This is a genomic window from Bordetella flabilis, assembly GCF_001676725.1.
Classification (GTDB): Bacteria; Pseudomonadota; Gammaproteobacteria; order Burkholderiales; family Burkholderiaceae_B; genus Bordetella_C; species Bordetella_C flabilis.
This window is the reverse complement of record NZ_CP016172.1, coordinates 3,416,749-3,441,685: the sequence shown is the minus strand read 5'-3', so window position 1 is coordinate 3,441,685 and position 24,937 is coordinate 3,416,749. Positions and strand designations below refer to the sequence as shown.

The window sequence follows — 24,937 nt, the reverse complement described above, 5'->3', positions numbered from 1 at the left end:
CGGGCAGGATATCCCCGCCTCGCCTGAGCTGCCTGGCCCGGGATCGGCGCCACGGCGCGGCCCGGGGGGGGCATGCAGGTGCTTCCCGTATCGAAACGACATGCCCCGGCTTGCCGGGGCGTGCTTTAGCAAGAAATGGAGCGAACATGGCTGAAATTACCGCCTCGATGGTCAAGGAACTGCGCGAAAAGACCGACGCGCCCATGATGGAATGCAAGAAGGCGCTGACCGAAGCCCAGGGCGATCTGGCTCGCGCCGAGGAAATCCTGCGCGTGAAGCTGGGCAACAAGGCCAGCAAGGCTGCCGCCCGCGTCACGGCCGAGGGCCTGATCGGCCTGTACATCGCCCCCGACGCCAAGCAGGGCGCCGTGGTCGAAGTCAACTGCGAAACGGATTTCGTGGCGAAGAACGACGACTTCGTCGCCTTCGTCAACAAGCTGGCCGAACTGGTCGCCACCAAGAATCCGGCCGACGTGGCCGCGCTGTCCGAGCTGCCCCTGCAAGAAGGCACGGTCGAAACGACGCGTACCGCATTGATCGGCAAGATTGGCGAAAATATCTCGGTGCGTCGCTTCCAGCGCATGGAAACCGCCAACAAACTGGCCAGCTATGTGCACGGCGGCAAGATCGGCGTACTGGTCGATTTCAACGGCCCGGACACGGTAGGCAAGGACCTGGCCATGCACATCGCCGCGACCAAGCCCAAGGCCCTGAGCGCCGAAGGCGTGGCGGCCGCCGATATCGCTGCCGAGCGCTCCGTTGCGGAACAGAAGGCCGCCGAATCGGGCAAGCCGGCCGAAATCGTCGCCAAGATGGTCGAAGGCTCGGTACAGAAATTCCTGAAGGAAGTCACCCTGCTGTCGCAGCCCTTCGTCAAGAATGATAAACAGTCGGTTGAGCAGATGCTGAAGGCCGAAGGCGCCGGCATTGCCCGCTTCGCGCTGTTCATAGTCGGCGAAGGGATCGAAAAGAAGACCAGCGATTTCGCCGCGGAAGTGGCGGCAGCCGCCGCCGGCCGCGCCTGAGCACCGCTTCTTTCGTCCGCGTTTCAGCTTTTTTATTACAGGCCGGCCGTAGACCGGCCTGTTTCTTGTCTTACACTTCCGTCGGATCGTTTCTAGGGGATATCGCCTATGGCCAGCAGATCGTATAAGCGGGTTCTTCTCAAACTGTCCGGCGAAGCCCTGATGGGTGACGATGCCTTCGGGATCAACCGCGCCACCATTGCGCGCATGACCGAGGAAATCGCTGAAATCGTCGAACTGGGCGTGGAGCTGGCCATCGTCATCGGCGGCGGGAATATTTTCCGCGGCGTCGCGCCGGGCGCGCAAGGCATGGATCGGGCCACGGCCGATTACATGGGCATGATGGCCACCATCATGAACGCGCTTGCCCTGCAGGATGCCTTGAAACACCGCAGCGTCGATACGCGCGTGCAGTCGGCGCTGAATATCGAGCAGGTCGTCGAACCCTATATCCGCCCGAAGGCCCTGCGCTATCTGGAAGAGGGCAAGGTCGTGATTTTCGCGGCCGGTACCGGCAACCCGTTCTTCACCACAGACACGGCGGCCGCCTTGCGCGGGGCGGAAATCGGCGCGGAGATCGTCCTCAAGGCAACCAAGGTCGACGGCATCTACAGCGCCGACCCCAACAAGGATCCGACCGCCACGCGCTACGCCCGCATCAGCTTCGACGAGGTCATCGTGCGCCGCCTCGAAGTCATGGATGCCACCGCGTTCGCGCTGTGCCGCGATCAGAAACTGCCCATCAAGGTGTTTTCCATCAACAAGTCCGGGGCGTTGAAGCGCGCGGTCACGGGCGAAGATGAAGGTACCCTGGTACACGTTTGAATCGAAGGAGTCGCAATGAGCGTCGCAGACATCAAGAAATCGGCCGAGTCCCGGATGGACAAGTCCATCGAAACGCTCAAGGTCAATCTGTCCAAGATCCGCACCGGCCGTGCGCATACCGGTATCCTGGACCACGTCCAGGTCGAATACTACGGTTCGCCCGTGCCGATCAGCCAGGTTGCCAACGTCAACCTGGTCGATGCGCGCACCATCAGCGTGCAGCCGTATGAAAAGAACATGGCAGGCCCGATCGAAAAGGCTATCCGTGAATCCGACCTGGGCCTGAACCCTGTATCCATGGGCGAGACCATCCGCGTGCCGATGCCGGCGTTGACGGAAGAGCGCCGCCGCGACCTGACCAAGGTCGTGAAGAACGAAGGGGAAGACGCCAAGATCGCCGTGCGCAACCTGCGCCGCGAGGCCAACGAAGGCCTGAAGAAACTCGTCAAGGACAAATCCATCTCCGAAGACGACGAGCGCCGCGCCCAGGACGACATCCAGAAACTCACCGATCGCCGCGTGGCCGACATCGACAAGATGATCGCCCAGAAAGAAGCGGAGATCATGACCGTCTAGCGCGGAGCCCGCGACGCACCCATCCTCATGACTATCAGTTCCACGCAGGCCATTCCGCAGACGTCCGCCATTCCCGAGCACGTTGCCATCATCATGGATGGCAACGGCCGCTGGGCCACGCGGCGACACCTGCCGCGCACCGCCGGCCATGCCAAGGGCGTGCAGGCGGTGCGGCGGGTGGTGGAGGCCTGCGGACGCCGCGGCGTGCGCTACCTGACGCTGTTCGCGTTCAGTTCGGAGAACTGGCGCCGTCCGGCCGAGGAAGTCTCGCTGCTCATGCGCTTGTTCGTGCAGGCGCTGGAGCGGGAGGTCGGCAAGCTGGATGGGCAGGGCGTACGGCTGCGCGTGATCGGCGACCTCAGCCCCTTCGAACCGCGCCTGCGGGATCTCATCGAACAGGCCCAGGCGCGCACGGCGCACAATGACCGCCTGCACCTGTCCGTATGCGCCAACTATGGCGGCCGCTGGGACATCCTGCAGGCGACGCGCCGCATGCTGGCCGACAATCCGGGCCTGGTACAGACGCCGGAACGCATCGACGAAGCCACGTTGAGCCGGTATCTTTCCATGGCATGGGCGCCCGAGCCGGATCTTTTCATCCGCACCGGCGGCGAGCAGCGCATATCGAACTACCTCATCTGGCAGTTGGCCTATACCGAACTGTTCTTCACCGATCGTTATTGGCCGGATTTCGGTGCTCAGGAACTCGAGGAAGCCTTCGAGTGGTATCGGACGCGCGAGCGGCGCTTCGGTCGTACCAGCGCCCAGGTCGACGCCGCGGACAAACGCTAGCGTCCGCGCATCGAGCGCCGGCCCTACACAAGGAGAGTGCATGCTGCGCCAGCGTATCGTCACCGCCGTCATCCTGCTGCTGGTGCTGGCCGCCGCGATGGCTGCGCCCACCCCATGGCCCTTCATGGTCCTGCTCGCCGTGGCCACGGCCTGCGCCGGCTGGGAGTGGACGCGGCTGACGCTGCCGGCGGGGCGGGGCGCGACAGGCGCCGTCGCCATCGGCGTAATGCTGGGCGTGGCGGCGCTGTGCCTGACGGCATGGTGGTCGAACGCCGGCCCGGCGGCGACGCTCTCCCAGGCGGCCATGTTCAAGGTCGTCGTGCCGGTGGCTGCGCTGTTATGGATCTTCGGCGCCAGCACGGCGGTCGTGCGCGGCCGCGCGGACGCGGCGCCGGCCAGCGCGGCCTTGACGCTGTTCTCGATTCCGGCACTGCTGGCGGCATGGTCGGTGCTGGCGCTGCTGTTCATGACCCAGGGCGCCATATTCGTTCTGTCGCTGCTGGCCCTGGTCTGGGCCGCGGACATTGCCGCGTATTTCTGCGGGCGCGCATTCGGGCGGCGCAAGCTGGCGCCCCGGGTCAGTCCGGGCAAGACCATCGAAGGCGCGCTCGGCGGTATCGCCGCGGCGGTGCTGTGGATCGGCGTCAGCAGCATGTGGCCGGGGACTTTCGGCCATGCGCTGGTGGAGCGCTGGACGATCTGGGGCGCGCTGCCCATCGCCGCGCTGCTGGCCGTATTGTCCATCGTGGGCGACCTGTTCGAATCGCTGCTCAAGCGACGTGCGGGCCGCAAGGATTCCAGCGCGCTGTTGCCCGGCCACGGCGGCGTCTACGATCGCATCGATGCGATCCTCCCGGTCGCCCCGGTGGCCTTGATCTTGAGCGGAGTGCTGTTTTGAGGGCGTTTCAGCGTATTGCCGTGCTCGGTTCCACGGGCTCCGTCGGGGAGAGCACGCTCGACGTCATCGCGCGCCATCCGGACCGGCTCGGCGTATTCGCCTTGTCGGCGAACACCCGCATGGAAAAGCTGGCCGCGCAGGCGCAGGCCAGTGGCGCCCGCGTCGTGGTCGTGCCGGACGCCGACGCCGCCTCGCGCTTTCGGGTCGCCTGGGCCGGTACCGCGTCCTCGCCCGAAATCCGCGTCGGCGCCGCCGCGCTGGCCGACACCGCCGCTGACGCCGGTTGCGACACCGTCATGGCGGCCATAGTCGGCGCCGCCGGGCTGCCTTCGGCGCTCGCCGCCGCGCGCGCCGGCAAGCGTGTCCTGCTGGCGAACAAGGAAGCCCTGGTCGCCGCCGGCTCGCTCTTCATGGCCGCGGTGCGCGACCATGGGGCGGAACTGCTGCCCATCGACAGCGAGCACAACGCCATATTCCAGTGCCTGCCGCACGGCGACCGCGCCGCGGCGCCGACGCGTCCCGCGGCAGGCGTGCGAAGACTGATACTTACCGCTTCGGGCGGCCCGTTCCGGGATCGTGACCCCGAGGATCTGCACAGTGTCACGCCGGCCCAGGCCTGCGCCCATCCGAACTGGAGCATGGGGCGCAAGATCTCGGTCGACTCGGCCACCATGCTCAACAAAGGCCTGGAAGTCATCGAGGCGCACTGGCTGTTCGCCATGCCGCCCGATCGCATCGAAGTCCTGGTGCACCCGCAGAGCGTGGTGCATTCCATGGTGGAGTACGACGACGGCTCCGTGCTGGCTCAGCTGGGCTTGCCCGATATGCGCACACCCATCGCGTACGGCCTGGGCTTCCCGGACCGGCTGGCCAGCGGCGTCGGACTGCTAGACCTGGCGCGCTGGGGGCGGCTCGATTTCGAAAAGCCGGACCTGCGCCGCTTTCCCTGCCTGGCGCTGGCATTCGATGCCTTGTCGGCCGGGCAGGGCGCCTGCATCGCCTTGAACGCCGCCAACGAGATCGCGGTGGAAGCCTTCCTGCAGGGCGCCTTGCCGTACACACGTATCGCCGCAGTCACCGCGGCGACGCTGGAGTGGCATGCCGGTCTTCCATCTGTTACGCTGAACGGCCTCGACGACGTCCTCGCGCAGGACGCCGCGGCGCGCGCCCACGCGGCTCGCGCCGTCCTTGCGGACCGGTAGCCGTCGCGCGGCGTCCGCAGGCCGCCCGGATGCCGCCTCCCGGTGCGGGTCCCCGATCACACCCTAGGTAGTCGATTCATGCTTTTTACGCTGCTTGCCTTCGCTGTCGCGCTGGGCATCCTCATTACCTTCCATGAGCTCGGTCACTATTGGGCCGCACGGCTGTGCGGCGTACGGGTGGTGCGGTTTTCCATCGGTTTCGGCAAGGTGCTGCTGCGCCGCGTGGATCGGCAAGGCACGGAATGGGCCGTATCGGCGATCCCGCTGGGCGGTTACGTGAAGATGCAGGACGATGCCCCGGCCGGTGCATCGACGGCCGAGAAGGCGGCATCCTTCAACAGCCAGCCGGTACGCAACCGTATCCTTATTGTCGCCGCCGGCCCCGTCTTCAATCTGATCCTGGCGGTGCTGCTGTATGCCGGCCTGAACCTGGCCGGCGTGGAAGAACCTGCGGCCCTGCTGGCGCAGCCGACGGTCGATACGCCGGCCGCGCGCGCCGGCTTCCAGGCGGGCGACCGCATCGTGGCCATCGATGGCGAGCCGGTCTCGTCCTGGAACGACGCCCGCTGGCTGCTCATGGACCATATTTCCGGCGGCGGACGCGTCGATATCGACGTCCAGGCCGCACAGGGCGGAACGCACGAGCGCGTCCTCACGCTGGGCCAGAACAGCCTCGATCCGGCCCAGGGCGACCCCCTCGCCGTCGCCGGCCTGCGGCTCCAGGAGCCCAAGCCCGTAGTGCGCGGCGTCGTGTCCGGCAGCGCCGGCGAGCAGGCCGGCCTGCGCAACGGGGATGTCATCCTGGCCGTGGGAGACCAGCCGGCCCAGGATGTCAGCACAGTAGTCCAGACTGTGCAGCAGCATGCCGGGCTGCCGCTTCCCATGCTGGTGCGGCGCGACGGCGCAGCCGTCACGCTGACCGTGACCCCGAAGGCGGAACGCGCGGAAGGCGGCGGTACGGTCGGCCGCATCGGCGTGCAACTGGGCGGCGACGTGCCCATGGTGACGGTGCGCTATGGCCTGGGCGAAAGCCTGTGGCGCGGCGCGACCCGCACCGCCGATACGGCCTGGTTCTCGCTGCGCATGATGGGCCGCATGATTACCGGCGCGGTTTCCTGGCGCAATATCAGCGGTCCGGTCACCATCGCCGATTACGCCGGCCAGACCGCGAGGGTGGGATTGGCGGCCTACATCGCCTATCTTGCCCTTATCAGCATCAGTCTGGGCGTTTTGAATCTGCTGCCCATTCCCATGCTGGATGGCGGACACCTGCTGTACTATCTGATCGAAATCGTGCGCGGCAGCCCGCCGCCTTCCCGCTGGCTCGACTTCGGGCAGCGTGCCGGCCTGGGTCTGCTGGCCGGTCTGATGGGGCTGGCGCTCTTCAACGATTTTGTCCGGCTTTTCACTTAGGCGGCTTTTGCCTTTCACTTAGGCGGGTTCTGTCTTAAAATCCTCCGCCATTTGCACCACCAAGGATCCCCCAGGATGTTTTTCCGCTGGATGTTGAAGCCCAAGAAGGGTATGTGGGCGGGCCTTCTAGCCATGCTGCTGTTGCCGGCGCTGGCTCACGCCTTCGAACCCTTCGTCGTGAAAGACATTCGCGTGGAAGGTATCCAGCGCATCGATGCGGGTACCGTCTTCGGCTATCTTCCTGTAAAGGTGGGGGATACGTTTACCGAGGAAATGGCCACCGAGGCGGTGCGCCGTTTGTACGGCAGCGGCTTTTTCAGTGACGTTCGCATCGAGACGAACAACAATGTCGTCGTCGTCGTGGTGCAGGAACGTGCGACCATCGCGTCGATCACCTTCAACGGCATGCGCGAGTTCGACAGCAAGGCCATCACGGACTCGCTGCGCAATGTCGGCTTCGCTGAAGGGCGGATCTTCGACCGTTCCATGCTGGAGCGCGCGGAACTCGAGCTCAAGCAGCAGTACATGTCCAAGGGCAAGTACGGGGTGGAAGTCACCTCCACCGTGACGCCGCTGCCGCGCAACCGGGTGGGTATCAGCTTCGACGTCTTCGAAGGCGACGTGGCACGCATCCGCGAAATCCATTTCGTCGGCAACAAGGCATTTTCCGAAAGCGAACTGCTGGATCAGGTCCAGCTGACGACGCCCGGGTGGCTGACCTGGTACACCGATACCGACAAGTACTCCCGCGAGAAGCTGGAAGGCGACGTCGAACGCATCCGGTCGTTCTACCTGGACCGCGGCTATCTGGAAGTGGTGGTGGAACCGCCGCAGGTGACCATCTCGCCGGATCGCAAGGACATCTACATTACCTACACGCTGCATGAGGGCGAGCCCTACAAGGTGCGCAGCGTCAAGCTGGCGGGCAACCTGCTGGGCCTGGATACCGAAATCAACCGGCTGGTGCAGGTCAAGCCGGGCGAAACGTTCTCGGCGGCCAAGACCAATGACAGCGCCAAGGCCATCACGGATTATCTGGGCGAACTGGGCTATGCCTTCGCCAACGTCAATCCGAACCCGCAGCTCGATCGCGCCACGCACGAGGCCGATCTGACCTTCTACATCGACCCGAGCCGGCGTGTGTACGTGCGCCGTATCCAGATCGGCGGCAACACCCGCACCCGCGACGAAGTCATCCGCCGCGAAATGCGCCAGGAAGAGGCCGCGTGGTATGACGCCGGCGACATCAAGATGTCCCGCGACCGTATCGACCGGCTGGGCTATTTCAACGATGTCAACGTAAAGACCGACCCCGTGCCCGGCTCGCCGGACCAGGTCGACGTCAATGTCGACGTCAAGGAAAAGCCCACCGGCATGGTCAACCTGGGTGTCGGTTACGGTTCCACCGACCGCGCCATCCTGTCGGCCGGCATCAGCGAGGACAACGTCTTCGGCAGCGGGACCAACCTGACGCTGCAGTTGAATACCAGCAAGACCAACCGCGCCGCCGTGCTGTCGCACACGGATCCCTACTGGACCAAGGACGGCATCAGCCGTACCACTTCGTTGTACTACCGCCAGACGGAGCCGTTCATCGACAACGACGGCGAGTACAAAGTGAAGACCATGGGTCTGGGCATGAACTTCGGCGTGCCCATCTCGGAATACGACCGCATCACCCTGGGCGGCTCCTTCGAGCGCAACCAGGTCGACCTGCAGAGCGATTCCCCGCTGGCCTACCAGCAGTTCGTCCAGCAGTACGGCGATGCGACCAACGCGTTCATCTTCACGACCGGCTGGAACAAGGACACCCGCGACAGCGCGCTGGCGCCGACCAAGGGTTCGTTCACCAAGCTGCAGGGCAATGTGTCGACCATGGACCTGCAGTACACCATGCTGTCGGCCCAGCACCAGATCTTCCTGCCCTTGAGCCGCAACTACACCCTGGCCCTGAACGGCATGATGGATTGGGGCCATAGTTACGGCAGCAAGGACTTCCCGGTGATCAAGGACGTCTATGCCGGCGGTATCGGTTCGGTGCGTGGCTACGCGGGTTCGTCGCTGGGTCCGCGCGACCTGACGACCGGCGATTACCTGGGCGGTGCGCGCCGTATCGTGGCCAATGCACAGCTGTACCTGCCGTTCCCCGGCGCCACCAAGGACCGCACCCTGCGCTGGTTCGTGTTCACCGACGCCGGGCGCGTGCAGCCGGGCAATGGCATGACCTGCACCGGCGGCAAGGGTGGGGACGAGGTCGAGGATCCGTGCGGATGGCGCTATTCGGCCGGTATCGGCCTGTCGTGGCAGTCCCCCCTGGGACCGCTGCAGCTATCCTATGCCAAACCGCTCAATGCCAAGTCGGGTGACGACTCGCAAAGCTTCCAGTTCCAGATCGGCACTGGTTTCTAAACGGCCGGCAAAGGTGGCGGGATGTTTCCGCCCGCCTTTGACGTCCGGCGTTTAGTGGCACAATAACGTTTTGCTTTGACCTTATCGGAAGGTGAAATTTTCATGATGTCTATTTTCGTACGCAATCTGTCCCGCTCATCGCGCACGGCATCCGTCAAGCTGACGACTGTGCTGGCGCTGGCGGGCGCGCTGCTGTTGGGCGCGGCATACGCGGCCCCGGCAACGGCGCAAGGGACGAAAATCGGCTTCGTCAATACCGAGCGGATTCTGCGCGAGTCCGGTCCGGCCAAGGCGGCGCAAGCCAAGATCGAAGCGGAATTCAAGCAGCGTGACGCAGAACTCCAGCGTCTGGCGACCAGCCTGCGTGCCCAGGCCGAGAAGTTCGACAAGGACGCGCCCGTGTTGTCAGAGTCCGATCGCATGAAGCGCCAGCGCGACCTGAGCAGCATGGACACCGACCTCCAGCGTCGTCGCCGCGAATTCCAGGAAGACTTCAACCGTCGCCGCAACGAAGAGTTCTCGGCCATCGTGCAGAAGGCCAACGCGGCCATCAAGAACATCGCCGAAAAAGAGAACTACGATCTGATTCTGCAGGATGCGGTCACCGTCAGCCCGCGCGTGGACATCACCGACAAGGTGATCCAGGCATTGGGCAAGTAAGCGTCACCCATGCCGGTCCTGCTGGATCCAACTCGTGCGCCGTTGCTTGACGAGCTTTTAGCGGACACCGATACACAGGGCCTGAATTGGCAGATCAGCGCGCCGCCTGGCGGCGCGCTCCCCCGGATTCAAGGGTTGGGCACGCTTGCATCCGCCGGGCCCGGCGAACTCAGTTTCCTGTCCAATCCGCGGTACCAGAGCCAGCTCTCTGCCACCCAGGCCGGCGCGGTCATCGTGGCGCCGGAGGTGGAGCAGGCACTGGCGGCCCAGGCGCCGCCTCCCGCGTTCGCCCGCGTCGTCGCCGCGAATCCCTACCTGCTGTATGCGCGCATAGCCCAGTGGTTCGATCGGGCGCGTCGTCCCTCCCTGCCGCCGGGTGTGCATCCGTCCGCGGTGGTCGCGGACGATGCGGTGGTGGAAGCCGGGGCCAGCGTCGGTCCGCATTGCGTGGTGGAGTCGGGCGCCCGTATCGGGCGCGGAACCGTGGTGGGGCCGGGCTGCGTCATCGGTCGGGGCTCGTCCCTGGGGCCGGACGGTGTGCTGCACGCCCGGGTAACGTTGTATGCAGGCGTAACGGTGGGGGCGCGTGCCATCATCCATTCCGGCGCCGTGCTGGGCGCCGATGGCTTCGGCTTCGCGCCGGATCCCGTGCTGGGCAAGGGCGCCTGGGGCAAGATTCCGCAATTCGGCGGAGTGACGGTAGGCGATGACGTCGAAATCGGCGCCAATACCACCATCGACCGTGGCGCCCTGGAGGACACCCTGATCGGCAATGGGGTCAAGCTGGACAACCAGATCATGGTGGCGCACAACGTCCGGATCGGCGCGCATACCGCCGTCGCGGCCTGCGTGGGCATTGCCGGTTCGACGACCATAGGCGAACGCTGCACCATAGGCGGGGCTTCTATGCTGTCCGGACACCTCACGCTGGTGGACGACGTGCATATTTCCGGTGGCACGGCCATTACGTCGAATATCTCGGCGCCCGGCCGTTACACCGGCGTGTTCCCCTACGCGGAACATGGCGACTGGCAGCGTAACGCCGCTGTCATCCAACAGTTGGGCCAATTGCGCCGCCGTGTGCGCGCGCTCGAACAGGAATAAGGCGGTAGGCCCCACGGTGGCGGGGGTGGTTACGCCAGAGAATTTGCAATGCAGGAACACACTCATGGAATTGGACATTAAGGGGATCCTGGCTCGTTTGCCGCATCGATATCCGATGCTGCTGATCGACCGCGTGATCGACATCCAGCCGGGCAAGTCCATCGTCGCCCTCAAGAACGTATCGATCAACGAACCGTTCTTCACGGGACACTTTCCGCATCACCCGGTCATGCCGGGGGTTCTGATCCTGGAAGCCATGGCCCAGGCCGCGGCGCTGTTCTCGTTTTCGGACGAGGCGGCTCTGAAGAACGAGGAATCGTCCACGGTGTATTACTTCGTGGGCATCGATGGCGCGCGTTTCCGTCGTCCCGTCGTGCCGGGAGACCAGTTACGCATCGAAGTCGACGCGGAACGGTTGAGCCGCACCATCTGCAAGTATGCCGGCCGTGCCGTCGTCGATGGCCAGCTCGTCGCCGAAGCCAAACTCATGTGTGCCATCCGCAGCCTGGAAGCATAAATGACCGGTCACATCCATCCCACCGCCCTGGTCGATCCGGCCGCAGAGATCGACAGCTCCGTCGTCATCGGACCGTACAGCATCGTCGGACCCCAGGTCCGCATTGGCGCGGGGACCGAGATCGGACCGCATTGCGTCATTGACGGTGTCACGACCATCGGTCGCGACAACCGTTTCTACCGCTATTGCTCCATCGGCGGCATGCCGCAGGACAAGAAGTACAGCGGCGAGCCCACCCGCCTGGAGATCGGCGACCGCAATACCGTGCGGGAGTTCACCACCTTCAATACGGGCACGGTGCAGGACGGGGGCGTGACCACGCTGGGCAATGACAACTGGATCATGGCCTATGTTCACATCGCGCACGATTGCCATGTGGGCAATAACACCATCCTGGCCAACGGGGTGCAACTGGGCGGCCATGTTTCCGTGGGCGACTGGGCGATCCTGGGCGGGCTGACCGGCGTGCATCAGTTCAGCACCGTCGGCGCGCACAGCATGACGGGCGGCAACAGCTCGCTGATGCAGGATACGCCCCCCTATGTCCTGGCCGCGGGCAATCCCTGCCGGCCGGTGGGCATCAATATCGAGGGCCTGAAGCGCAGGGGCTTTTCGCCGGCGGTGATTTCCGCGCTGCGCGACGCGTACAAGGCCATCTACCGCCGCGGCTTGTCCCTGGACGAGGCCCGTGCGGAACTGCGCGAGCGCCAGCGCACCGAACCGGAAACCCAGGAGGTGCTGCAGGTATTGCTGGACTTCCTCGACAAATCCCGCCGCGGCATCATCCGGCCGTGAGCAGGCGTATCGGCATGGTCGCCGGCGAGCCCTCCGGGGATCTGCTGGCCGGCCGCATCATCCAGGGTTTGCGGGAGCAGGACGCCTCGACGTCCTGCTACGGGATAGGCGGGCCGCACATGCAGGCCCAGGGCTGCGAAAGCTGGCACCCCATGCATGCCTTGACCGTGTTCGGCTACGTGGACGCGCTCAAGCGTATCCCCAGCCTGTTGGCCATCTACGGCGACGTAAAGAAGCGCATGCTGGCCGAGCCACCCTCGGTTTTCGTCGGCATCGACGCGCCCGACTTCAACCTGAAGCTGGAACTGCAACTGCGCCAGGCGGGCATTCCGACCGTGCACTTCGTCGGTCCCTCCATCTGGGCCTGGCGCTACGATCGCATCCACAAGATCCGGCAGGCCGTATCGCACATGCTGGTGCTGTTTCCTTTCGAGGTCGATATCTACCGGAAGGAAGGCATCCCGGTGACCTACGTGGGCCATCCCCTGGCCGCTGCCATTCCCATGGAACCGGACCGCGCCGCCGCGCGCGCGCGCCTGGGGCTGGATCGCGATGCCCGCGTGCTGGCCATGCTGCCGGGCAGCCGGTCGTCGGAGATACGCATCCTGGCGCCACGCTTCCTGGCCGCCGTCCAGCAACTGCAGCATCGCGACCCCGACCTGCAATGCGTCGTGCCCATGGTGAACGCGACGCGCCGCGCGGAATTCGAAGCCATCCTGCGTCAGCACCCCGTGCGCAACCTGCGCATCGTCACGGCCGATGACGTCGCCCCGCCCGAGCGCGGCCCCGCCGTTCCGGTGGCCTGGAGCGTGATGGAAGCCGCCACCGCGGTGCTGGTGGCCAGCGGCACCGCGACGCTCGAGACCGCGCTCTACAAGCGCCCCATGGTTATCTCTTATGTATTGACGCCCTGGATGCGCCGTATCATGTCGTGGAAATCGGGCCAGCAGCGTCCCTATCTGCCGTGGGTGGGGCTGCCCAACGTGCTGTTGCGCGACTTTGCCGTTCCCGAACTGCTGCAGGAAGACGCCACGCCGGACAAGCTGGCCGAGGCGACCTGGCGCGCACTCACGGACGACGCCAACGCCGCGCGGATCGAGGCGCGTTTCAAGGGCCTGCATGCGGATCTCCTGCGCGACACGCCGGCCTTGGCCGCGCAGGTCATAAGCGAGGTGGCGGGTGGAGCAAGTTGACATGTTCGGCGATGAGGGCCTGGCGGACGTCGTCATTGCCGGCGTCGACGAAGCGGGACGGGGCCCCCTGGCGGGCGCCGTCTATGCCGCCGCGGTAATACTGGACCCGGGCCGTCCCGTCGGTGGGCTGGCGGATTCCAAGGTATTGACTGCGCCGCGGCGCGAAGAGCTGGCGCTCCAGATCCAGGAAACGGCCTTGGCCTGGTGCGTCGCCCACGCCAGCGTGGACGAGATCGACACATTGAACATCCTGCGCGCAACGCTGCTCGCCATGCAGCGCGCCGTGCGCGGGCTGGGGCTCAAGCCCGGCCTCGCGCTGGTGGACGGCAACCAGGCGCCCAAGCTGTCCTGCGGGGTAAAGACGATCGTGCAGGGCGATGCGCTGGTGCCATCGATATCCGCAGCGTCGATCCTGGCCAAGACCGCACGGGACGCGGACCTGGTGCGCCTGCACGGCATTTATCCCCATTACGGTTTCGACCAGCATAAGGGCTATGGCACCCTGATGCACCTGGAACGCCTGCGCGAACACGGCCCATGCCCGGAACATCGGCGCAGCTTTTCGCCGGTGCGGGACATGTTGATCGTTCCATGAAACACATCGCTTCGCGCGATAACCCGCTGTTCAAGGCATTGCATCGGGTCGCCGCGGCGGCGGGCCGGCGCGAGGCGCAGGTGTTGCTGGATGGCGTGCACCTGTGCCAGGCCTGGCTGGCGCGGCACGGCCCGCCGGTGCGGGCGCTGTTCGATGCTGCCCGGTTGGACCATCCCGAAATCGCGGCCCTGGTTCGCGCTGTGCCGGACGGGGTCTGCACCAGCCTGGATACGCGGCTGCTCCACGGGCTGGCCAGCGTGGAAAGCGACCAGGGCGTGGTTTTCCTGGTGCAGCCGCCGCAGCCCGTGCTGCCCGATCGCATCGACGAAAACTGCCTGTTGCTGGACCGCGTGCAGGATCCCGGCAACGTCGGCACCTTGCTGCGCACCTGCGCAGCCGCCGGCATCCGGCGCGTGCTGTTGTCCGAAGGCTGCGCCGCGGCCTGGTCGCCCAAGGTGCTGCGCAGCGCCCAGGGTGCGCATTTCGCCTTGGCCCTGCACGAACGCGTGGCCTTGCAGCCGGCCTTGGTGCGGCTCGACGTCCCGCTGGTCGCGACGGCCCTGGAGGATGCGGTGTCGCTCTACGACGCCGAGCTGCCTCCGCGCTGCGCGTGGGTGTTCGGCCATGAAGGGCAGGGCGTGTCCGCTGAACTGTTGCGCGCGGCGGCGCTGCGTGTGCGCATTCCGCACGATACCGCCGCCGTGGAATCGCTCAACGTCGCCGCGGCGACCGCAATCTGCCTGTTCGAGCATCGGCGCCGATGCATGAAGGGCGAGGCCGCCTCGACAGCCAGGACGACCTGACAGCAGTCCGGTGCCTGTCGCCGGGACGAGGCGGCGCGCGCGGCGCCTCCCCGCGAGTCGCCGGCGTCAGTACGCGCCAGGGTCCAGTCCCACTTCCTGCAGGACCGTCGTGGAGATCTCTTCGATGGATTTGGTCGTCGTGGATAGCCACTCGATGCCTTCGCGGCGCATCAGGCGTTCCGCCTCCGCAACCTCGTACCGGCATTGCTCCAGCGAGGCATATCGGCTGTTGGGACGGCGCTCGTTGCGCACTTCGGCCAGGCGGTCGGGCTGTATCGACAGGCCGAACAGCTTGTCGCGGTGGGGCACCAGGGTGGACGGCAGGACGCCGCGTTCGAAATCGTCCGGCACCAGGGGAAAATTGGCGGCTTTGACGGCGTATTGCATGGCGAGGTACAGGCTGGTCGGCGTCTTGCCGCAGCGCGATACCCCCACCAGGATGACATCCGCCTGGCCCAGGTTTGTAACGAACTGGCCGTCGTCATGGGACAGGCTGAAGTTGATCGCGTCGATACGATTGCGATATTTCTCGCTGTTGGCCGCCATATGGGAACGGCCGATGGAATGGCTGGACTTCAGGCCGAGCTCCTGCTCGATATGGCTGACGAAGGTCCCGAACAGGTCCAGGAAAATCCCGTTGGCCTGCCGCACCCTTGCCATGATCTCCGGATGCACCAGGGTGCTGAAGACGATGGGCTGCATACCCGTCTCGGCCGCATTGCGGTCGATGCGCAAGGCCGCTTCTTCCGCCTTCTGCAAGGTGTCGACGAAGGGCAGCCGGATCTGGCGGAAGTTTACGTTTTCGAACTGCGCCAGAACCGAATGGCTGAAGGTTTCGGCCGTGATGCCGGTGCTGTCCGAAACGATGTAAACCGTCCGTTCGATAGGGGATGTCATATGTAAAAAATTCCGACGAGGCTGGAGGGGAGGCGGAGCCGACCGGGTACAATCAGCCCCCGATAAGTCACCCCAATGCGGTCCCAAGGCCAGTTTGGCCAGCGCGCACGACGTGCCCTGACCAAACTCGCTTTCTTTCCATTGTAAAAGGTGACTTCAATGTCGTACGTCGTTTCGTTCGAGCAGCTCCGCATGGCGGACGTGGACTCGGTAGGAGGCAAGAACGCATCACTTGGAGAAATGATCAGCCAGCTGTCCGGCGCCGGTGTACGGGTGCCTGGCGGCTTCGCGACCACGGCCCAGGCCTTCCGCGATTTCCTGAAATCGTCGGGCCTGGACAAGCGCATCGCCGATCGCCTCGCTACTCTCAATCCTGAAGATGTACGTGAACTGGCCGCCGCGGGTGCCGAAATCCGCCAATGGCTGGTCGATGCGCCGTTCTCGCCGGAGTTCGAGCAGGAAATCCGTACTGCCTTTGCCAAGCTGGATGCGGATGGCAAGGGTTCGTTCGCCGTGCGTTCGTCGGCGACCGCCGAAGACCTGCCCGATGCCTCTTTCGCCGGCCAGCAGGAAACCTTCCTCAACGTGGTCGGCGTCGACGACGTGCTGGACAAGATCCGCCACGTTTTTGCCTCGCTCTACAACGACCGCGCCATTTCCTACCGCGTGCACAAGGGCTATGCCCACGCCGAGGTGGCCTTGTCCGCCGGCGTGCAGCGCATGGTGCGCTCGGACAAGGGCAGCGCCGGGGTGATGTTCACCATCGACACCGAATCCGGGTTCAAGGACGTGGTTTTCATCACCTCCTCGTACGGCCTGGGCGAAACGGTGGTGCAAGGGGCCGTCAATCCGGACGAGTTCTACGTCTTCAAGCCGACGCTCGAACAGGGCCACTACCCCATCGTGGGGCGCCGTATCGGTTCCAAGCTCATCAAGATGGAGTTCGACCCCGAGCGTCCGCAGGGCCGCGCGGTCCGTACCGTCGATGTGCCGGTGTCCGAGCGCAACCGCTACTCCTTGACCGACGACGAGGTCATCGAGCTGGCACGCTACGCCGTCATCATCGAAAAGCACTACGGCCGCCCCATGGACATCGAATGGGGCCGTGACGGCGTCGACGGCAAGCTGTACATCCTGCAGGCCCGTCCGGAGACCGTGAAGTCCCAGCAGAACAGCAACGACGTCCAGCAGCGCTACCGCCTGAAGGCCACCGGCCGCGTGATCGTGACCGGCCGTGCGATCGGCCAGAAGATCGGCTCGGGCCGGGTGCGCATCGTCGGCGACGTCTCCGAGATGGACAAGGTACAGGCGGGCGACGTCCTGGTCACCGATATGACCGATCCCAACTGGGAGCCGGTGATGAAGCGGGCGGCGGCGATCGTCACGAACCGCGGGGGCCGTACCTGCCACGCCGCCATCATCGCGCGCGAGCTGGGCATTCCGGCCGTGGTGGGCTGCGCGACCGCCACGGACGACCTGAAGGAAGGCCAGGCGGTCACCGTGTCCTGCGCCGAAGGCGACGAAGGCCGCATCTATGACGGCCTGATCGAAACCGAAGTCGAGGAAGTGCGCCGCGGCGAGATGCCGCCCATCGACGTGAAGATCATGATGAACGTCGGCAACCCGCAGCTGGCTTTCGACTTCGCGCAGATTCCGAACGAAGGCGTGGGGCTGGCGCGGCTGGAATTCATCATCAACAACAACATCGGCATCCATCCCAAGGCCGTGCTCGACTATCCCAATGTGGACCCCGAGCTGAAGAAGGCGGTGGAGTCGGCGGCGCGCGGCTATGCCAGCCCGCGTGCGTTCTTCGTCGAAAAACTGGCCGAAGGCATCGGTACCATCGCGGCGGCGTTCTGGCCCAAGCCGGTCATCGTCCGCCTGTCCGACTTCAAGTCGAACGAATACCGCAAGTTGGTCGGCGGGTCGCGCTACGAGCCGGAAGAGGAAAACCCCATGCTGGGTTTCCGTGGCGCGTCGCGCTATATCGCCGCCGAATTCGACGACTGCTTCCGCATGGAATGCGAGGCATTGAAGCGCGTGCGCGGGGATATGGGGCTGAGCAACGTGGAAATCATGGTGCCCTTCGTCCGCACGCTGAACCAGGCGGCGCGCGTGGTCGAGCTGCTGGGCAAGAACGGCCTGGTGCGCGGCAAGGACGGCCTGAAGCTCATCATGATGTGCGAGGTTCCCTCCAACGCGATCCTCGCCGAAGCCTTCCTGGAGTACTTCGACGGCTTCTCGATCGGCTCCAACGACATGACGCAACTGACGCTGGGGCTGGACCGCGATTCCGGCATGGAACTGCTCGCGGCCGATTTCGACGAGCGCGACGAGGCGGTGAAGTTCATGCTGCGCCGTGCCATCCAGGCTTGCCTGGCCAAGGGCAAGTATGTCGGCATCTGCGGGCAGGGGCCCAGCGACCATCCGGATTTCGCCCAGTGGCTCAAGGACGAGGGCATCCTGTCCATGTCCTTGAACCCCGACACGGTGGTCGACACCTGGCAGCGCCTGGCGGTTTGAGCCGCCGGTTGTCCGGCATGCTGGACAACCGGCCGCTGTCGTAGCGGGATGTCGTGACGAAGGCCGCGCCGCAAGGCGCGGCCTTTGTTCATGGGTAGCGGCGTAACGCCGCCTCCCGGGGGCGCTTGCGTCCAATTTTCAGTAATACCGGAACCGAGGATCGAGTACAGGCACTAGTCCGTGCGCTGTTTCTTGCATACCCGCCGCCACCGCTCCGGTGATGGCATTGATCCAGGACTTTCCGGCAATGTGCAGTCCCGAGACCATCCGACCCGCGCGGGCGTTGCCGCGCTTCGTGCGCCGCTCGATATTCAGCGCGCTGCTTTGTCCCACGGTGTTGAATGCCAACCCGGCGGCCGATGCCTTCCGCACAGGCGAGTATCGGGCGATGTGGGGGCTCGACATGATTCATGCGGCGGACGCCTATGCCCTGGGCTATACCGGCAAGGGCGTGCGCGTGGGCGTGGTGGATGACGGTAGCGTCCTGGATCATCGGGAGTTCGCGGGACGCACGATGCCGCGACGCGATGGCGTGTCCCAGGCCGGCAAACAGACGGGTGCGGTCGGGGATCACAGCACCAACGTCGCGGGTTTCATCGCGGCGGCAAGGGATGGCCGCGGCATGCACGGCGTGGCGTATGAGGCAAAGCTGGCGCCGCTTCTGGGTTGGACCAGCGAACCCCCGGCGTTCGCCACCGATCGCGCCTTGCGCGAAGCCGTCGACATCGGCGCCAGGGTGATCAATGGCAGCTATGCGCCGCCGGTATATCCGTCGCGAGAGACCGAAGACGGCGAAGTCAATCCCGCCTACGCGCCGCAGTCATTGCAGGCCCTGTTCTACGATCCGGTTGCGGGAAAGCTGCAGTTTTTTTCCGATGAGGCGGCGGCGCTGCGCCATGCCGCCCGCCATGACGTGGTCACGGTCTATGCGGCGGGCAACGAATATGGCGAGCACCCCGTCGCCGCGTCCCACCCGGGGGGCCATGGCTTGCTGCCGTATATCCGGCCCGGGAACCACGATGCCGGCGTTTATCGCATCGTCGAAGGCGCGCTCACCCCGGATGAACTGGGCAGTGACCTGTATGGCGTCGATGGCTATCCGGCTGTCGACCGGCGGGACGACCGCTTGCGGGCTCTGGACTACAGCGACTTGCAAGGCAGCCTGGTCGTGGTGGTGGCGGTAGGCCACGATAAACGGATCAGCTCGTACAGCAACCGTTGTGGCGTTGCATGGCAGTGGTGTATCGCCGCGCCGGGGGGCGATGTCCCGGTCGATGGCCAGACCTCCGGAGCAGCCTATTTGCGCACCACGACTCCGGATGGCGACTATGGCGTGGACGGCATGGCCGGCACGTCGTTCGCGGCTCCCATGGTTGCCGGGTCGGCGGCCGTACTGCGCCAGGCCTTCCCCTACATGACGGCCCGCCAGGTCATCGAAGTAATCCTGACGTCGGCGGACCGATCGGGACATTTGGCCGACCGGGCCGTGTACGGGCGGGGTTTGCTCGACCTGGGACGCGCGGCGCGCGGCCCCGTCGAATTCGGTGCTCCCGGGTTCGCGCCGGTGTTCGATGTGGACACCCGCGGCCACGATTCGTGGTGGCGCAATGACATCGGCGGCAGTGGGGGCTTGACCAAGCGCGGCGATGGCACGCTGGTCCTCACGGGCAACAACAGCTATACAGGGCGAACCGCCGTCAAGGGCGGCACGCTGGCCGTTCCGGGCTCGATCGCGCAGTCGGCACTGGTCGTCGAGCGTGCCGGCACCCTGACCGGCACGGGCAGGGTCGGATCGACGGAGATCTCGGGCACGGTGGCGCCCGGCGAGCCCGGCCGGCCGCTGCGCGTGGCGGGCGACTATGTGCAGCGCAAGGAAGGCGTGTACCGCGTCCGGATCAGCGACGACGGCCAATCTTCAGACCGGATCGAGGCCAGCGGGACGGCCCGCGTGGAGAGCGGCACGCTGCAGGTGCAGAATCTCGGTCCCCAGGCAGTCAATCGCGAGTACACGGTGCTGCGGGCGGAAGGCGGGGTGCAGGGGCGGTTCGCGGCGGTCGCCGATCCTTATGTGTTCCTGGATATCGAGCAAGGGGTGCGGACGGATGATGCCACCCGGTATGGCTTGCGGGTTGCCCGCAATGCCACGCCGTTCGCGGCGCCCGCCGCAACGGCCAACCAGCGTGCGGTCGCGGGCGCCCTGGACACCGCGGCCGCCGGTCTGGCGCCGTACGACGCGGTCGTCATGGCGACCTCCGTTCAAGGGCTCGGGCCGCAGTTCGACCGCTGGTCCGGCGAAGCACATGCCAGCACGCTCGGCGTCTTGTCGGGGCAGGCGGTCCAGGTGCGCGACGCCGCGCTGCTGCGTGCGCGCAGCATGCAGGCCGATGGCGGCGTGCTGGCGCCCGCCGGACAGGCCGTGGTTCGAGACCAGCCGGGCAAGGCGCTGTGGGCCCAGTACACCGGATCGCTGGACCGGCAATCGGGTGACGGGAACGCCGCCGCGGTCCGGGCCGCGAGTTCCGGAATCCTGTTTGGCACCGACCTGGCCCCGTCGCCGGACATGGGCCTGGGCATGCTGGCCGGCTTCGGCAGTGGCCACGTGGACGTGGATGCCCGGCGCAGCAAGTCCAAGGTCGATAGCTATGTACTGGGCGGCTATGGCTGGCGCCGAGTGCAGGCCGTGCGGCTGCGCTACGGTGCTTCGTATAGCTGGCACTCCGTGTCCGCCCGGCGCGATACCGGCGGGTTCGGCAGCGCGCAAGGGCGCTACAAGGCCGGGACCGGACAGGTGTTCGCGGAGGCGGGGCTGCCAGGGCAATGGGGAGGCGTGACCCTGGAACCCTATGCCGGCCTGGCCTACGTCGATACACGGCGCCGCGCCTTCACGGAGTCGGGCAAGGCGGGCTTGCGCGTGGGCTCGGGCACGCAGCAGCTGGGCTTTACCACACTGGGGGTCCGCGGGTCCAGGCAGGCGGAACTGCAGGACGGCACCCGCTTGGGCTTGATTGCCGGCGCCGGCTGGCGCCATGCCTATGGCGATACCCGCCCCGGCGTCCGAATGCGCTTTGCGCAGGGCGAGGGTTTCGATATACAGGGCGTCGCCGTGGCGCGCGACGCCCTGCTGCTGACCTTGGGCACGACCCTGCAGTCCAAGGACACCATGCGGTTGGGCCTGGCCTACGACGGGCAACTGGCCAAGGGCGCGCGTTCGCATGCCGTCAGAATGAACGCGAGCTGGGCGTTTTGAGCCTTCCCCGGACAGCGCAGGGTTTTTGCCTGGCGCTAGGCGTTGCCGGCCTTGCCTTCGCGGGCCAGCAGCTCGAGCTTGCGCGCCAGGCCCCAGCGGTAGCCCGACGGCGCGCCATCGGTTCTGACCACCCTGTGGCACGGGATGGCCAGGGCAATGGCGTTGCTGCCGCACGCACGGGCCACCGCCCGCACCGCCGTCGGAGCCCCTATCCTGCGGGCAATCTCCGCATAGGTCGCGGTGCTGCCGGCGGGGATCTCCTGCAGGGCCTGCCACACCCGCTGCTGGAAGGCCGTGCCACGTACGTCCAGGGGCAGGCATAAGCCCACCCGGGGGTCTTCCACGAAACCGACCACGGCGGCGACCCAGCGTTCGAACTGTTCGTCGCCGCCTTCGAGGCGTGCCTGCGCGAACCGGTCCTGCAGATCATGCAGCAGCGACTGCGGATCGTCGCCCAGCGAGATCTCGCACACGCCCTTGTCCGTGGCCGCGACCAGCAGGGCGCCCAGCGAGCACTGCGCCAGCGCGAAACGGATGCGCACGCCCGCGCCGTGCCGGCGGAATTCCGTCGGGGTCATGCCGAGGATGCCGGTCGCCGTCTCGTAGAAGCGTCCGCTCGAATTGAAGCCGGCTTCATACATCGCGTCCGTGACATTCCGAGCCCGGTCCAGTTCGCGGCGGGCGCGCGAGGCCCGCACCGCCTTGGCGTAGGCCTTGGGGGTGATGCCGGTCAGGGCCTTGAAAACACGGTGGAAATGGAACCGGCTCAGTCCCGCCTGGTCCGCCAGCGTGGCCAGGTCGAAAGCCTCGCCCGATTCGATGGCGCGGCACGCCTGTTCCACCAGGGCGGCGTGCGCGCTGGCGGATGGGGCCGGGAGGCTGATCGTGTGCTTCATCGCGCGAAGTTCCAGAACCGGAAGCTCCATCATCGTACCTTCCATCGGTGTACCCCCAATCGTCGTACCCTGATACGGCGCGCGACAGGCGCCGCGCAATGCATGTATGGTGGCAGCTTGCGTGGGCAGGGGCACTCCGGTTATTGCGATATCGCGGCCGCGCCGCTAAGGCTCACGCACAGCCCGTGGCGATGGCGCGGTGCCCGAGGGCCCGCCCGATACCGGGGCATACTCATCCAGGAAGCGCCGCAGCAGGCCCGCGGCGTGCGGCGTGGGACGGACGCCGCGCACCAGCGCGGCGACATCCAGGTTTTCGCGGGCGTAGGCGTCGGCGTAGCGTTGCAGGTGGGCGCGGACGAACTCCGGGGAAAATTCGGGATGGAACTGGGTGGTCACGATATTTTCGCCGATGCGCAGCATCTGGTGGGGATCCATGGCGGACCTGGCCAGCACCACCGCGCCCGGCGGCGGCGACATGACGGACTGGGCATGCATCGTCTGCGCCGGGAAGTCGCGCGGCACGCCGGCCAGCAGGGGATCATCGCCGAGGTGCTCGACGGCATGCGTGCCGATCTCGCGGCCGGCCGGGTTGTAGCCGACCAGTCCGCCCAGGGCATGCGCCAGCAACTGGTGCCCATAGCAGATGCCGAACATGGGCAAGCGGTGTGCGGCGGCATCGCGCAGCCATTGTGCGGCCTGCTCGCTCCACGGTTCGCGGTCGGTGACCATGGAGGGCGACCCCGTGATGAAGGCCGCCCGGTATAGATCCGGGGCGGCGGGTTGTTCGCCCAGGAAGACCGGCACCGCCTGGACATCGCGGGCGCTCAGGCCCGCCGTCCGGCAGATGAAGTCGACATAGCTGCCGTAGGCAGCCCTGAGGCTCTCCTCAGGGTCGCCGGTATGCAGGATGAGTATGGGAAGATCGGTGGCAGTCATGGAAGGTCTACAGCGGCACGATGCACGGCTTTGACGATGATAATGCAGCGTCGCGGCCGACCGTTGAACAAGTGTTGGTCCGTACCGCTGTGTTGCGGCGCCGGCGTGGGCGGTGGCCCGGGAGGGCGGGCGCGCCCGATTCCTGCCCAAGCCCGTACAATCGGTCCCCATAACACTAAAAGGCGCACGAGATGTGGATATGGTTCGGTCTGGCCGTCCTGGCCCTTATCGGCGAGGTCGCCACGGGGACGTTCTACCTGCTGCTCGTGGCTGTCGGCCTCGCGGCGGGTGGGCTGGCTGCCGTGGCGGGCGTGGGAATCGAAACCGAACTGGCCATTTGCGGCGTGGTGGTGGTGGCCGGGCTGCTGGTCCTGCGCGCGACGGGCGTGCTGAAAAAGCGCGGAATCGATTCGGCGCGCAATGCCGACGTCAACCTGGATATCGGACAGGTCGTGACGGTCGACGATTGGGGCGGCGCGCATACGGCACGGGTGTGGTACCGCGGCGCCAGCTGGGAGGTTGCGCTGGCGCCCGGGGCCGAGCCCGTCGCAGGAGAACACGTCATCACCGAAATCCGCGGCAGCCAATTGATCGTGACGCCGCGTCGCCCCGTGCACCCTCCGCGCTGAACCCGCTCCTTCCACCGCTTGCCCGCGCGATTGCGCATCGATCGATACACATTACAAGGCGCTGCCATGCTGGATTCATCCACTATCGTTTTGATCGTCGTCGTCGTCCTCGCGATACTCATCGTCGTCAAGTCCATTGCCATCGTGCCGCAGCAGCATGCCTGGGTGGTGGAGCGCCTGGGCAAGTTCGACCGCGTCTTGTCGCCGGGAGCCGGCTTCGTCATTCCGTTCATTGAGCGCGTCGCGTACAAGCATTCGCTGAAGGAAATTCCGCTGGACGTGCCGAGCCAGGTCTGCATTACCCGGGACAACACGCAGCTGCAGGTGGATGGCGTGCTGTACTTCCAGGTTACCGATCCCATGCGGGCGTCGTATGGCTCGTCCAACTACATTTCCGCCATCACGCAGCTTTCCCAGACGACGCTGCGCTCGGTGATCGGCAAGCTGGAACTGGACCGGACCTTCGAAGAGCGGGCGTTCATCAATACCACCATCGTGGCGTCGCTTGACGAAGCGGCGCTGAATTGGGGCGTGAAGGTGCTGCGCTACGAAATCAAGGATCTGACGCCGCCGGCGGAGATCCTGCGCGCCATGCAGGCCCAGATCACCGCCGAGCGGGAGAAGCGTGCCCTCATCGCGGCATCGGAAGGACGCCGGCAGGAACAGATCAACATCGCCACCGGCCAGCGCGAGGCCTTCATCGCACGTTCGGAAGGGGAGAAGCAGGCTCAGATCAACCAGGCCCAGGGCGAAGCCGCCGCCGTGCTGGCGATTGCCGAGGCCACGGCGCGAGCCGTCACCCAGGTTGCCGAATCAATACGCCAGCCGGGCGGCATGGAAGCCGTCAACCTGCGCGTTGCCGAACGCTATGTCGATGCCTTCGGCAACGTTGCCAAGGAGGGCAACACGCTGATCCTGCCGGCCAACCTGGCCGATGTAGGCAGCCTGATCGCCTCCGCCATGTCCATCGTGAAGTCGTCCTCGAAGTAGGGCGCCCGCGCC

At 65.9% G+C, this 24,937-nt stretch carries 22 protein-coding genes; 19 read left to right on the top strand and 3 right to left on the bottom strand.

The window, feature by feature from the left end; translation table 11 throughout:
- Positions 1-146: 146 nt before the first annotated feature.
- The 15 genes from tsf to BAU07_RS15035 all read left to right on the top strand — a co-directional run bounded on the left by tsf (position 147) and on the right by BAU07_RS15035 (position 14,807).
- A complete protein-coding gene (gene tsf, locus BAU07_RS15105) occupies positions 147-1,025 on the top strand; it encodes a translation elongation factor Ts (protein WP_066659222.1) in 879 nt (292 codons plus the stop codon).
- Positions 1,026-1,133: 108 nt separating this feature from the next.
- Positions 1,134-1,850 carry a UMP kinase gene (gene pyrH / locus BAU07_RS15100; RefSeq protein ID WP_066659220.1) on the top strand — a complete coding sequence of 239 codons (717 nt, stop codon included), beginning with the start codon at positions 1,134-1,136 and terminating at the stop codon, positions 1,848-1,850.
- Between the two features lie 15 nt (positions 1,851-1,865).
- The gene (gene frr / locus BAU07_RS15095; RefSeq protein WP_066659218.1) at positions 1,866-2,426 is read left to right on the top strand and encodes a ribosome recycling factor; all 561 of its coding nucleotides are present in this window, start codon (positions 1,866-1,868) and stop codon (positions 2,424-2,426) included.
- A gap of 27 nt (positions 2,427-2,453) precedes the next feature.
- Positions 2,454-3,218: a polyprenyl diphosphate synthase gene (uppS, locus tag BAU07_RS15090; RefSeq protein WP_066659216.1), complete on the top strand. Its 765-nt coding sequence runs from the start codon at positions 2,454-2,456 to the stop codon at positions 3,216-3,218.
- Positions 3,219-3,258: 40 nt separating this feature from the next.
- A complete protein-coding gene (locus BAU07_RS15085; protein ID WP_066659215.1) occupies positions 3,259-4,116 on the top strand; it encodes a phosphatidate cytidylyltransferase in 858 nt (285 codons plus the stop codon).
- Positions 4,113-5,318, top strand: a complete 1,206-nt coding sequence (locus tag BAU07_RS15080) for a 1-deoxy-D-xylulose-5-phosphate reductoisomerase (RefSeq protein ID WP_066659214.1) — start codon at positions 4,113-4,115, stop codon at positions 5,316-5,318. The genes BAU07_RS15085 and BAU07_RS15080 overlap by 4 nt, the downstream gene beginning before the upstream one ends.
- Positions 5,319-5,396: 78 nt before the next feature.
- A complete protein-coding gene (rseP, locus tag BAU07_RS15075) occupies positions 5,397-6,731 on the top strand; it encodes an RIP metalloprotease RseP (RefSeq protein ID WP_066659213.1) in 1,335 nt (444 codons plus the stop codon).
- Between the two features lie 75 nt (positions 6,732-6,806).
- Positions 6,807-9,140, top strand: coding sequence for an outer membrane protein assembly factor BamA (gene bamA, locus BAU07_RS15070; RefSeq protein WP_066659211.1), 2,334 nt, complete (start codon positions 6,807-6,809; stop codon positions 9,138-9,140).
- Positions 9,141-9,242: 102 nt separating this feature from the next.
- Positions 9,243-9,800 (top strand): OmpH/Skp family outer membrane protein, encoded by a 558-nt coding sequence (locus BAU07_RS15065; RefSeq protein WP_066659209.1) that lies wholly within the window; start codon positions 9,243-9,245, stop codon positions 9,798-9,800.
- Between the two features lie 9 nt (positions 9,801-9,809).
- Positions 9,810-10,904, top strand: a complete 1,095-nt coding sequence (lpxD, locus tag BAU07_RS15060; RefSeq protein ID WP_066659208.1) for a UDP-3-O-(3-hydroxymyristoyl)glucosamine N-acyltransferase — start codon at positions 9,810-9,812, stop codon at positions 10,902-10,904.
- A 64-nt stretch (positions 10,905-10,968) separates the two neighbouring features.
- Positions 10,969-11,421 (top strand): 3-hydroxyacyl-ACP dehydratase FabZ, encoded by a 453-nt coding sequence (gene fabZ / locus BAU07_RS15055; RefSeq protein WP_066659206.1) that lies wholly within the window; start codon positions 10,969-10,971, stop codon positions 11,419-11,421.
- Complete coding sequence (gene lpxA, locus BAU07_RS15050; RefSeq protein ID WP_066659201.1) at positions 11,422-12,216, top strand: acyl-ACP--UDP-N-acetylglucosamine O-acyltransferase; 795 nt, start codon at positions 11,422-11,424, stop codon at positions 12,214-12,216.
- Positions 12,213-13,409, top strand: a complete 1,197-nt coding sequence (gene lpxB / locus BAU07_RS15045) for a lipid-A-disaccharide synthase (protein WP_066659199.1) — start codon at positions 12,213-12,215, stop codon at positions 13,407-13,409. Before lpxA ends, lpxB begins: the two co-directional genes overlap by 4 nt.
- Positions 13,396-14,004 carry a ribonuclease HII gene (gene rnhB, locus BAU07_RS15040; RefSeq protein ID WP_066659196.1) on the top strand — a complete coding sequence of 203 codons (609 nt, stop codon included), beginning with the start codon at positions 13,396-13,398 and terminating at the stop codon, positions 14,002-14,004. Before lpxB ends, rnhB begins: the two co-directional genes overlap by 14 nt.
- Complete coding sequence (locus BAU07_RS15035; protein ID WP_066659185.1) at positions 14,001-14,807, top strand: TrmH family RNA methyltransferase; 807 nt, start codon at positions 14,001-14,003, stop codon at positions 14,805-14,807. Before rnhB ends, BAU07_RS15035 begins: the two co-directional genes overlap by 4 nt.
- A gap of 66 nt (positions 14,808-14,873) precedes the next feature.
- Here the strand turns inward: BAU07_RS15035 and ppsR are convergent, their stop codons facing one another.
- Complete coding sequence (gene ppsR, locus BAU07_RS15030; protein ID WP_066659184.1) at positions 14,874-15,704, bottom strand: posphoenolpyruvate synthetase regulatory kinase/phosphorylase PpsR; 831 nt, start codon at positions 15,702-15,704, stop codon at positions 14,874-14,876.
- 159 nt (positions 15,705-15,863) lie between these two features.
- Between ppsR and ppsA the strand changes: the two genes are divergently transcribed.
- Together ppsA and BAU07_RS15020 are read left to right on the top strand one after the other, a co-directional pair.
- Positions 15,864-18,227 carry a phosphoenolpyruvate synthase gene (ppsA, locus tag BAU07_RS15025; protein WP_066659183.1) on the top strand — a complete coding sequence of 788 codons (2,364 nt, stop codon included), beginning with the start codon at positions 15,864-15,866 and terminating at the stop codon, positions 18,225-18,227.
- Positions 18,228-18,474: 247 nt separating this feature from the next.
- Entirely contained in the window at positions 18,475-21,474 is a 3,000-nt protein-coding gene (locus tag BAU07_RS15020; protein WP_198168807.1) for an autotransporter domain-containing protein, read from the top strand.
- A gap of 35 nt (positions 21,475-21,509) precedes the next feature.
- On the opposite strand, the gene BAU07_RS15015 is transcribed toward BAU07_RS15020, so the two are convergent.
- Positions 21,510-22,370 carry a bifunctional transcriptional activator/DNA repair enzyme AdaA gene (locus tag BAU07_RS15015; protein ID WP_232338137.1) on the bottom strand — a complete coding sequence of 287 codons (861 nt, stop codon included), beginning with the start codon at positions 22,368-22,370 and terminating at the stop codon, positions 21,510-21,512.
- A 165-nt stretch (positions 22,371-22,535) separates the two neighbouring features.
- On the bottom strand, positions 22,536-23,306 hold the full coding sequence (locus tag BAU07_RS15010) for a glutamine amidotransferase (RefSeq protein WP_066659174.1): 771 nt from the start codon (positions 23,304-23,306) through the stop codon (positions 22,536-22,538).
- Between the two features lie 191 nt (positions 23,307-23,497).
- On the opposite strand from BAU07_RS15010, the gene BAU07_RS15005 reads away from it, so the two are divergent.
- Both BAU07_RS15005 and BAU07_RS15000 read left to right on the top strand, forming a co-directional pair.
- Complete coding sequence (locus tag BAU07_RS15005) at positions 23,498-23,935, top strand: NfeD family protein (protein WP_066659169.1); 438 nt, start codon at positions 23,498-23,500, stop codon at positions 23,933-23,935.
- Positions 23,936-24,001: 66 nt separating this feature from the next.
- The gene (locus BAU07_RS15000; RefSeq protein WP_066659167.1) at positions 24,002-24,925 is read left to right on the top strand and encodes an SPFH domain-containing protein; all 924 of its coding nucleotides are present in this window, start codon (positions 24,002-24,004) and stop codon (positions 24,923-24,925) included.
- Positions 24,926-24,937 lie beyond the last annotated feature (12 nt).

Coding starts and splice junctions, on each gene's coding strand:
- tsf (WP_066659222.1), top strand. CDS start 147: ATGGCTGAAATTACCGCCTCGATGGTCAAGGAACTGCGCGAAAAGACC.
- pyrH (WP_066659220.1), top strand. CDS start 1,134: ATGGCCAGCAGATCGTATAAGCGGGTTCTTCTCAAACTGTCCGGCGAA.
- frr (WP_066659218.1), top strand. CDS start 1,866: ATGAGCGTCGCAGACATCAAGAAATCGGCCGAGTCCCGGATGGACAAG.
- uppS (WP_066659216.1), top strand. CDS start 2,454: ATGACTATCAGTTCCACGCAGGCCATTCCGCAGACGTCCGCCATTCCC.
- BAU07_RS15085 (WP_066659215.1), top strand. CDS start 3,259: ATGCTGCGCCAGCGTATCGTCACCGCCGTCATCCTGCTGCTGGTGCTG.
- rseP (WP_066659213.1), top strand. CDS start 5,397: ATGCTTTTTACGCTGCTTGCCTTCGCTGTCGCGCTGGGCATCCTCATT.
- bamA (WP_066659211.1), top strand. CDS start 6,807: ATGTTTTTCCGCTGGATGTTGAAGCCCAAGAAGGGTATGTGGGCGGGC.
- BAU07_RS15065 (WP_066659209.1), top strand. CDS start 9,243: ATGATGTCTATTTTCGTACGCAATCTGTCCCGCTCATCGCGCACGGCA.
- lpxD (WP_066659208.1), top strand. CDS start 9,810: ATGCCGGTCCTGCTGGATCCAACTCGTGCGCCGTTGCTTGACGAGCTT.
- fabZ (WP_066659206.1), top strand. CDS start 10,969: ATGGAATTGGACATTAAGGGGATCCTGGCTCGTTTGCCGCATCGATAT.
- lpxA (WP_066659201.1), top strand. CDS start 11,422: ATGACCGGTCACATCCATCCCACCGCCCTGGTCGATCCGGCCGCAGAG.
- BAU07_RS15035 (WP_066659185.1), top strand. CDS start 14,001: ATGAAACACATCGCTTCGCGCGATAACCCGCTGTTCAAGGCATTGCAT.
- ppsR (WP_066659184.1), bottom strand. CDS start 15,704: ATGACATCCCCTATCGAACGGACGGTTTACATCGTTTCGGACAGCACC.
- ppsA (WP_066659183.1), top strand. CDS start 15,864: ATGTCGTACGTCGTTTCGTTCGAGCAGCTCCGCATGGCGGACGTGGAC.
- BAU07_RS15020 (WP_198168807.1), top strand. CDS start 18,475: ATGTGCAGTCCCGAGACCATCCGACCCGCGCGGGCGTTGCCGCGCTTC.
- BAU07_RS15015 (WP_232338137.1), bottom strand. CDS start 22,370: ATGAAGCACACGATCAGCCTCCCGGCCCCATCCGCCAGCGCGCACGCC.
- BAU07_RS15010 (WP_066659174.1), bottom strand. CDS start 23,306: ATGACTGCCACCGATCTTCCCATACTCATCCTGCATACCGGCGACCCT.
- BAU07_RS15005 (WP_066659169.1), top strand. CDS start 23,498: ATGTGGATATGGTTCGGTCTGGCCGTCCTGGCCCTTATCGGCGAGGTC.
- BAU07_RS15000 (WP_066659167.1), top strand. CDS start 24,002: ATGCTGGATTCATCCACTATCGTTTTGATCGTCGTCGTCGTCCTCGCG.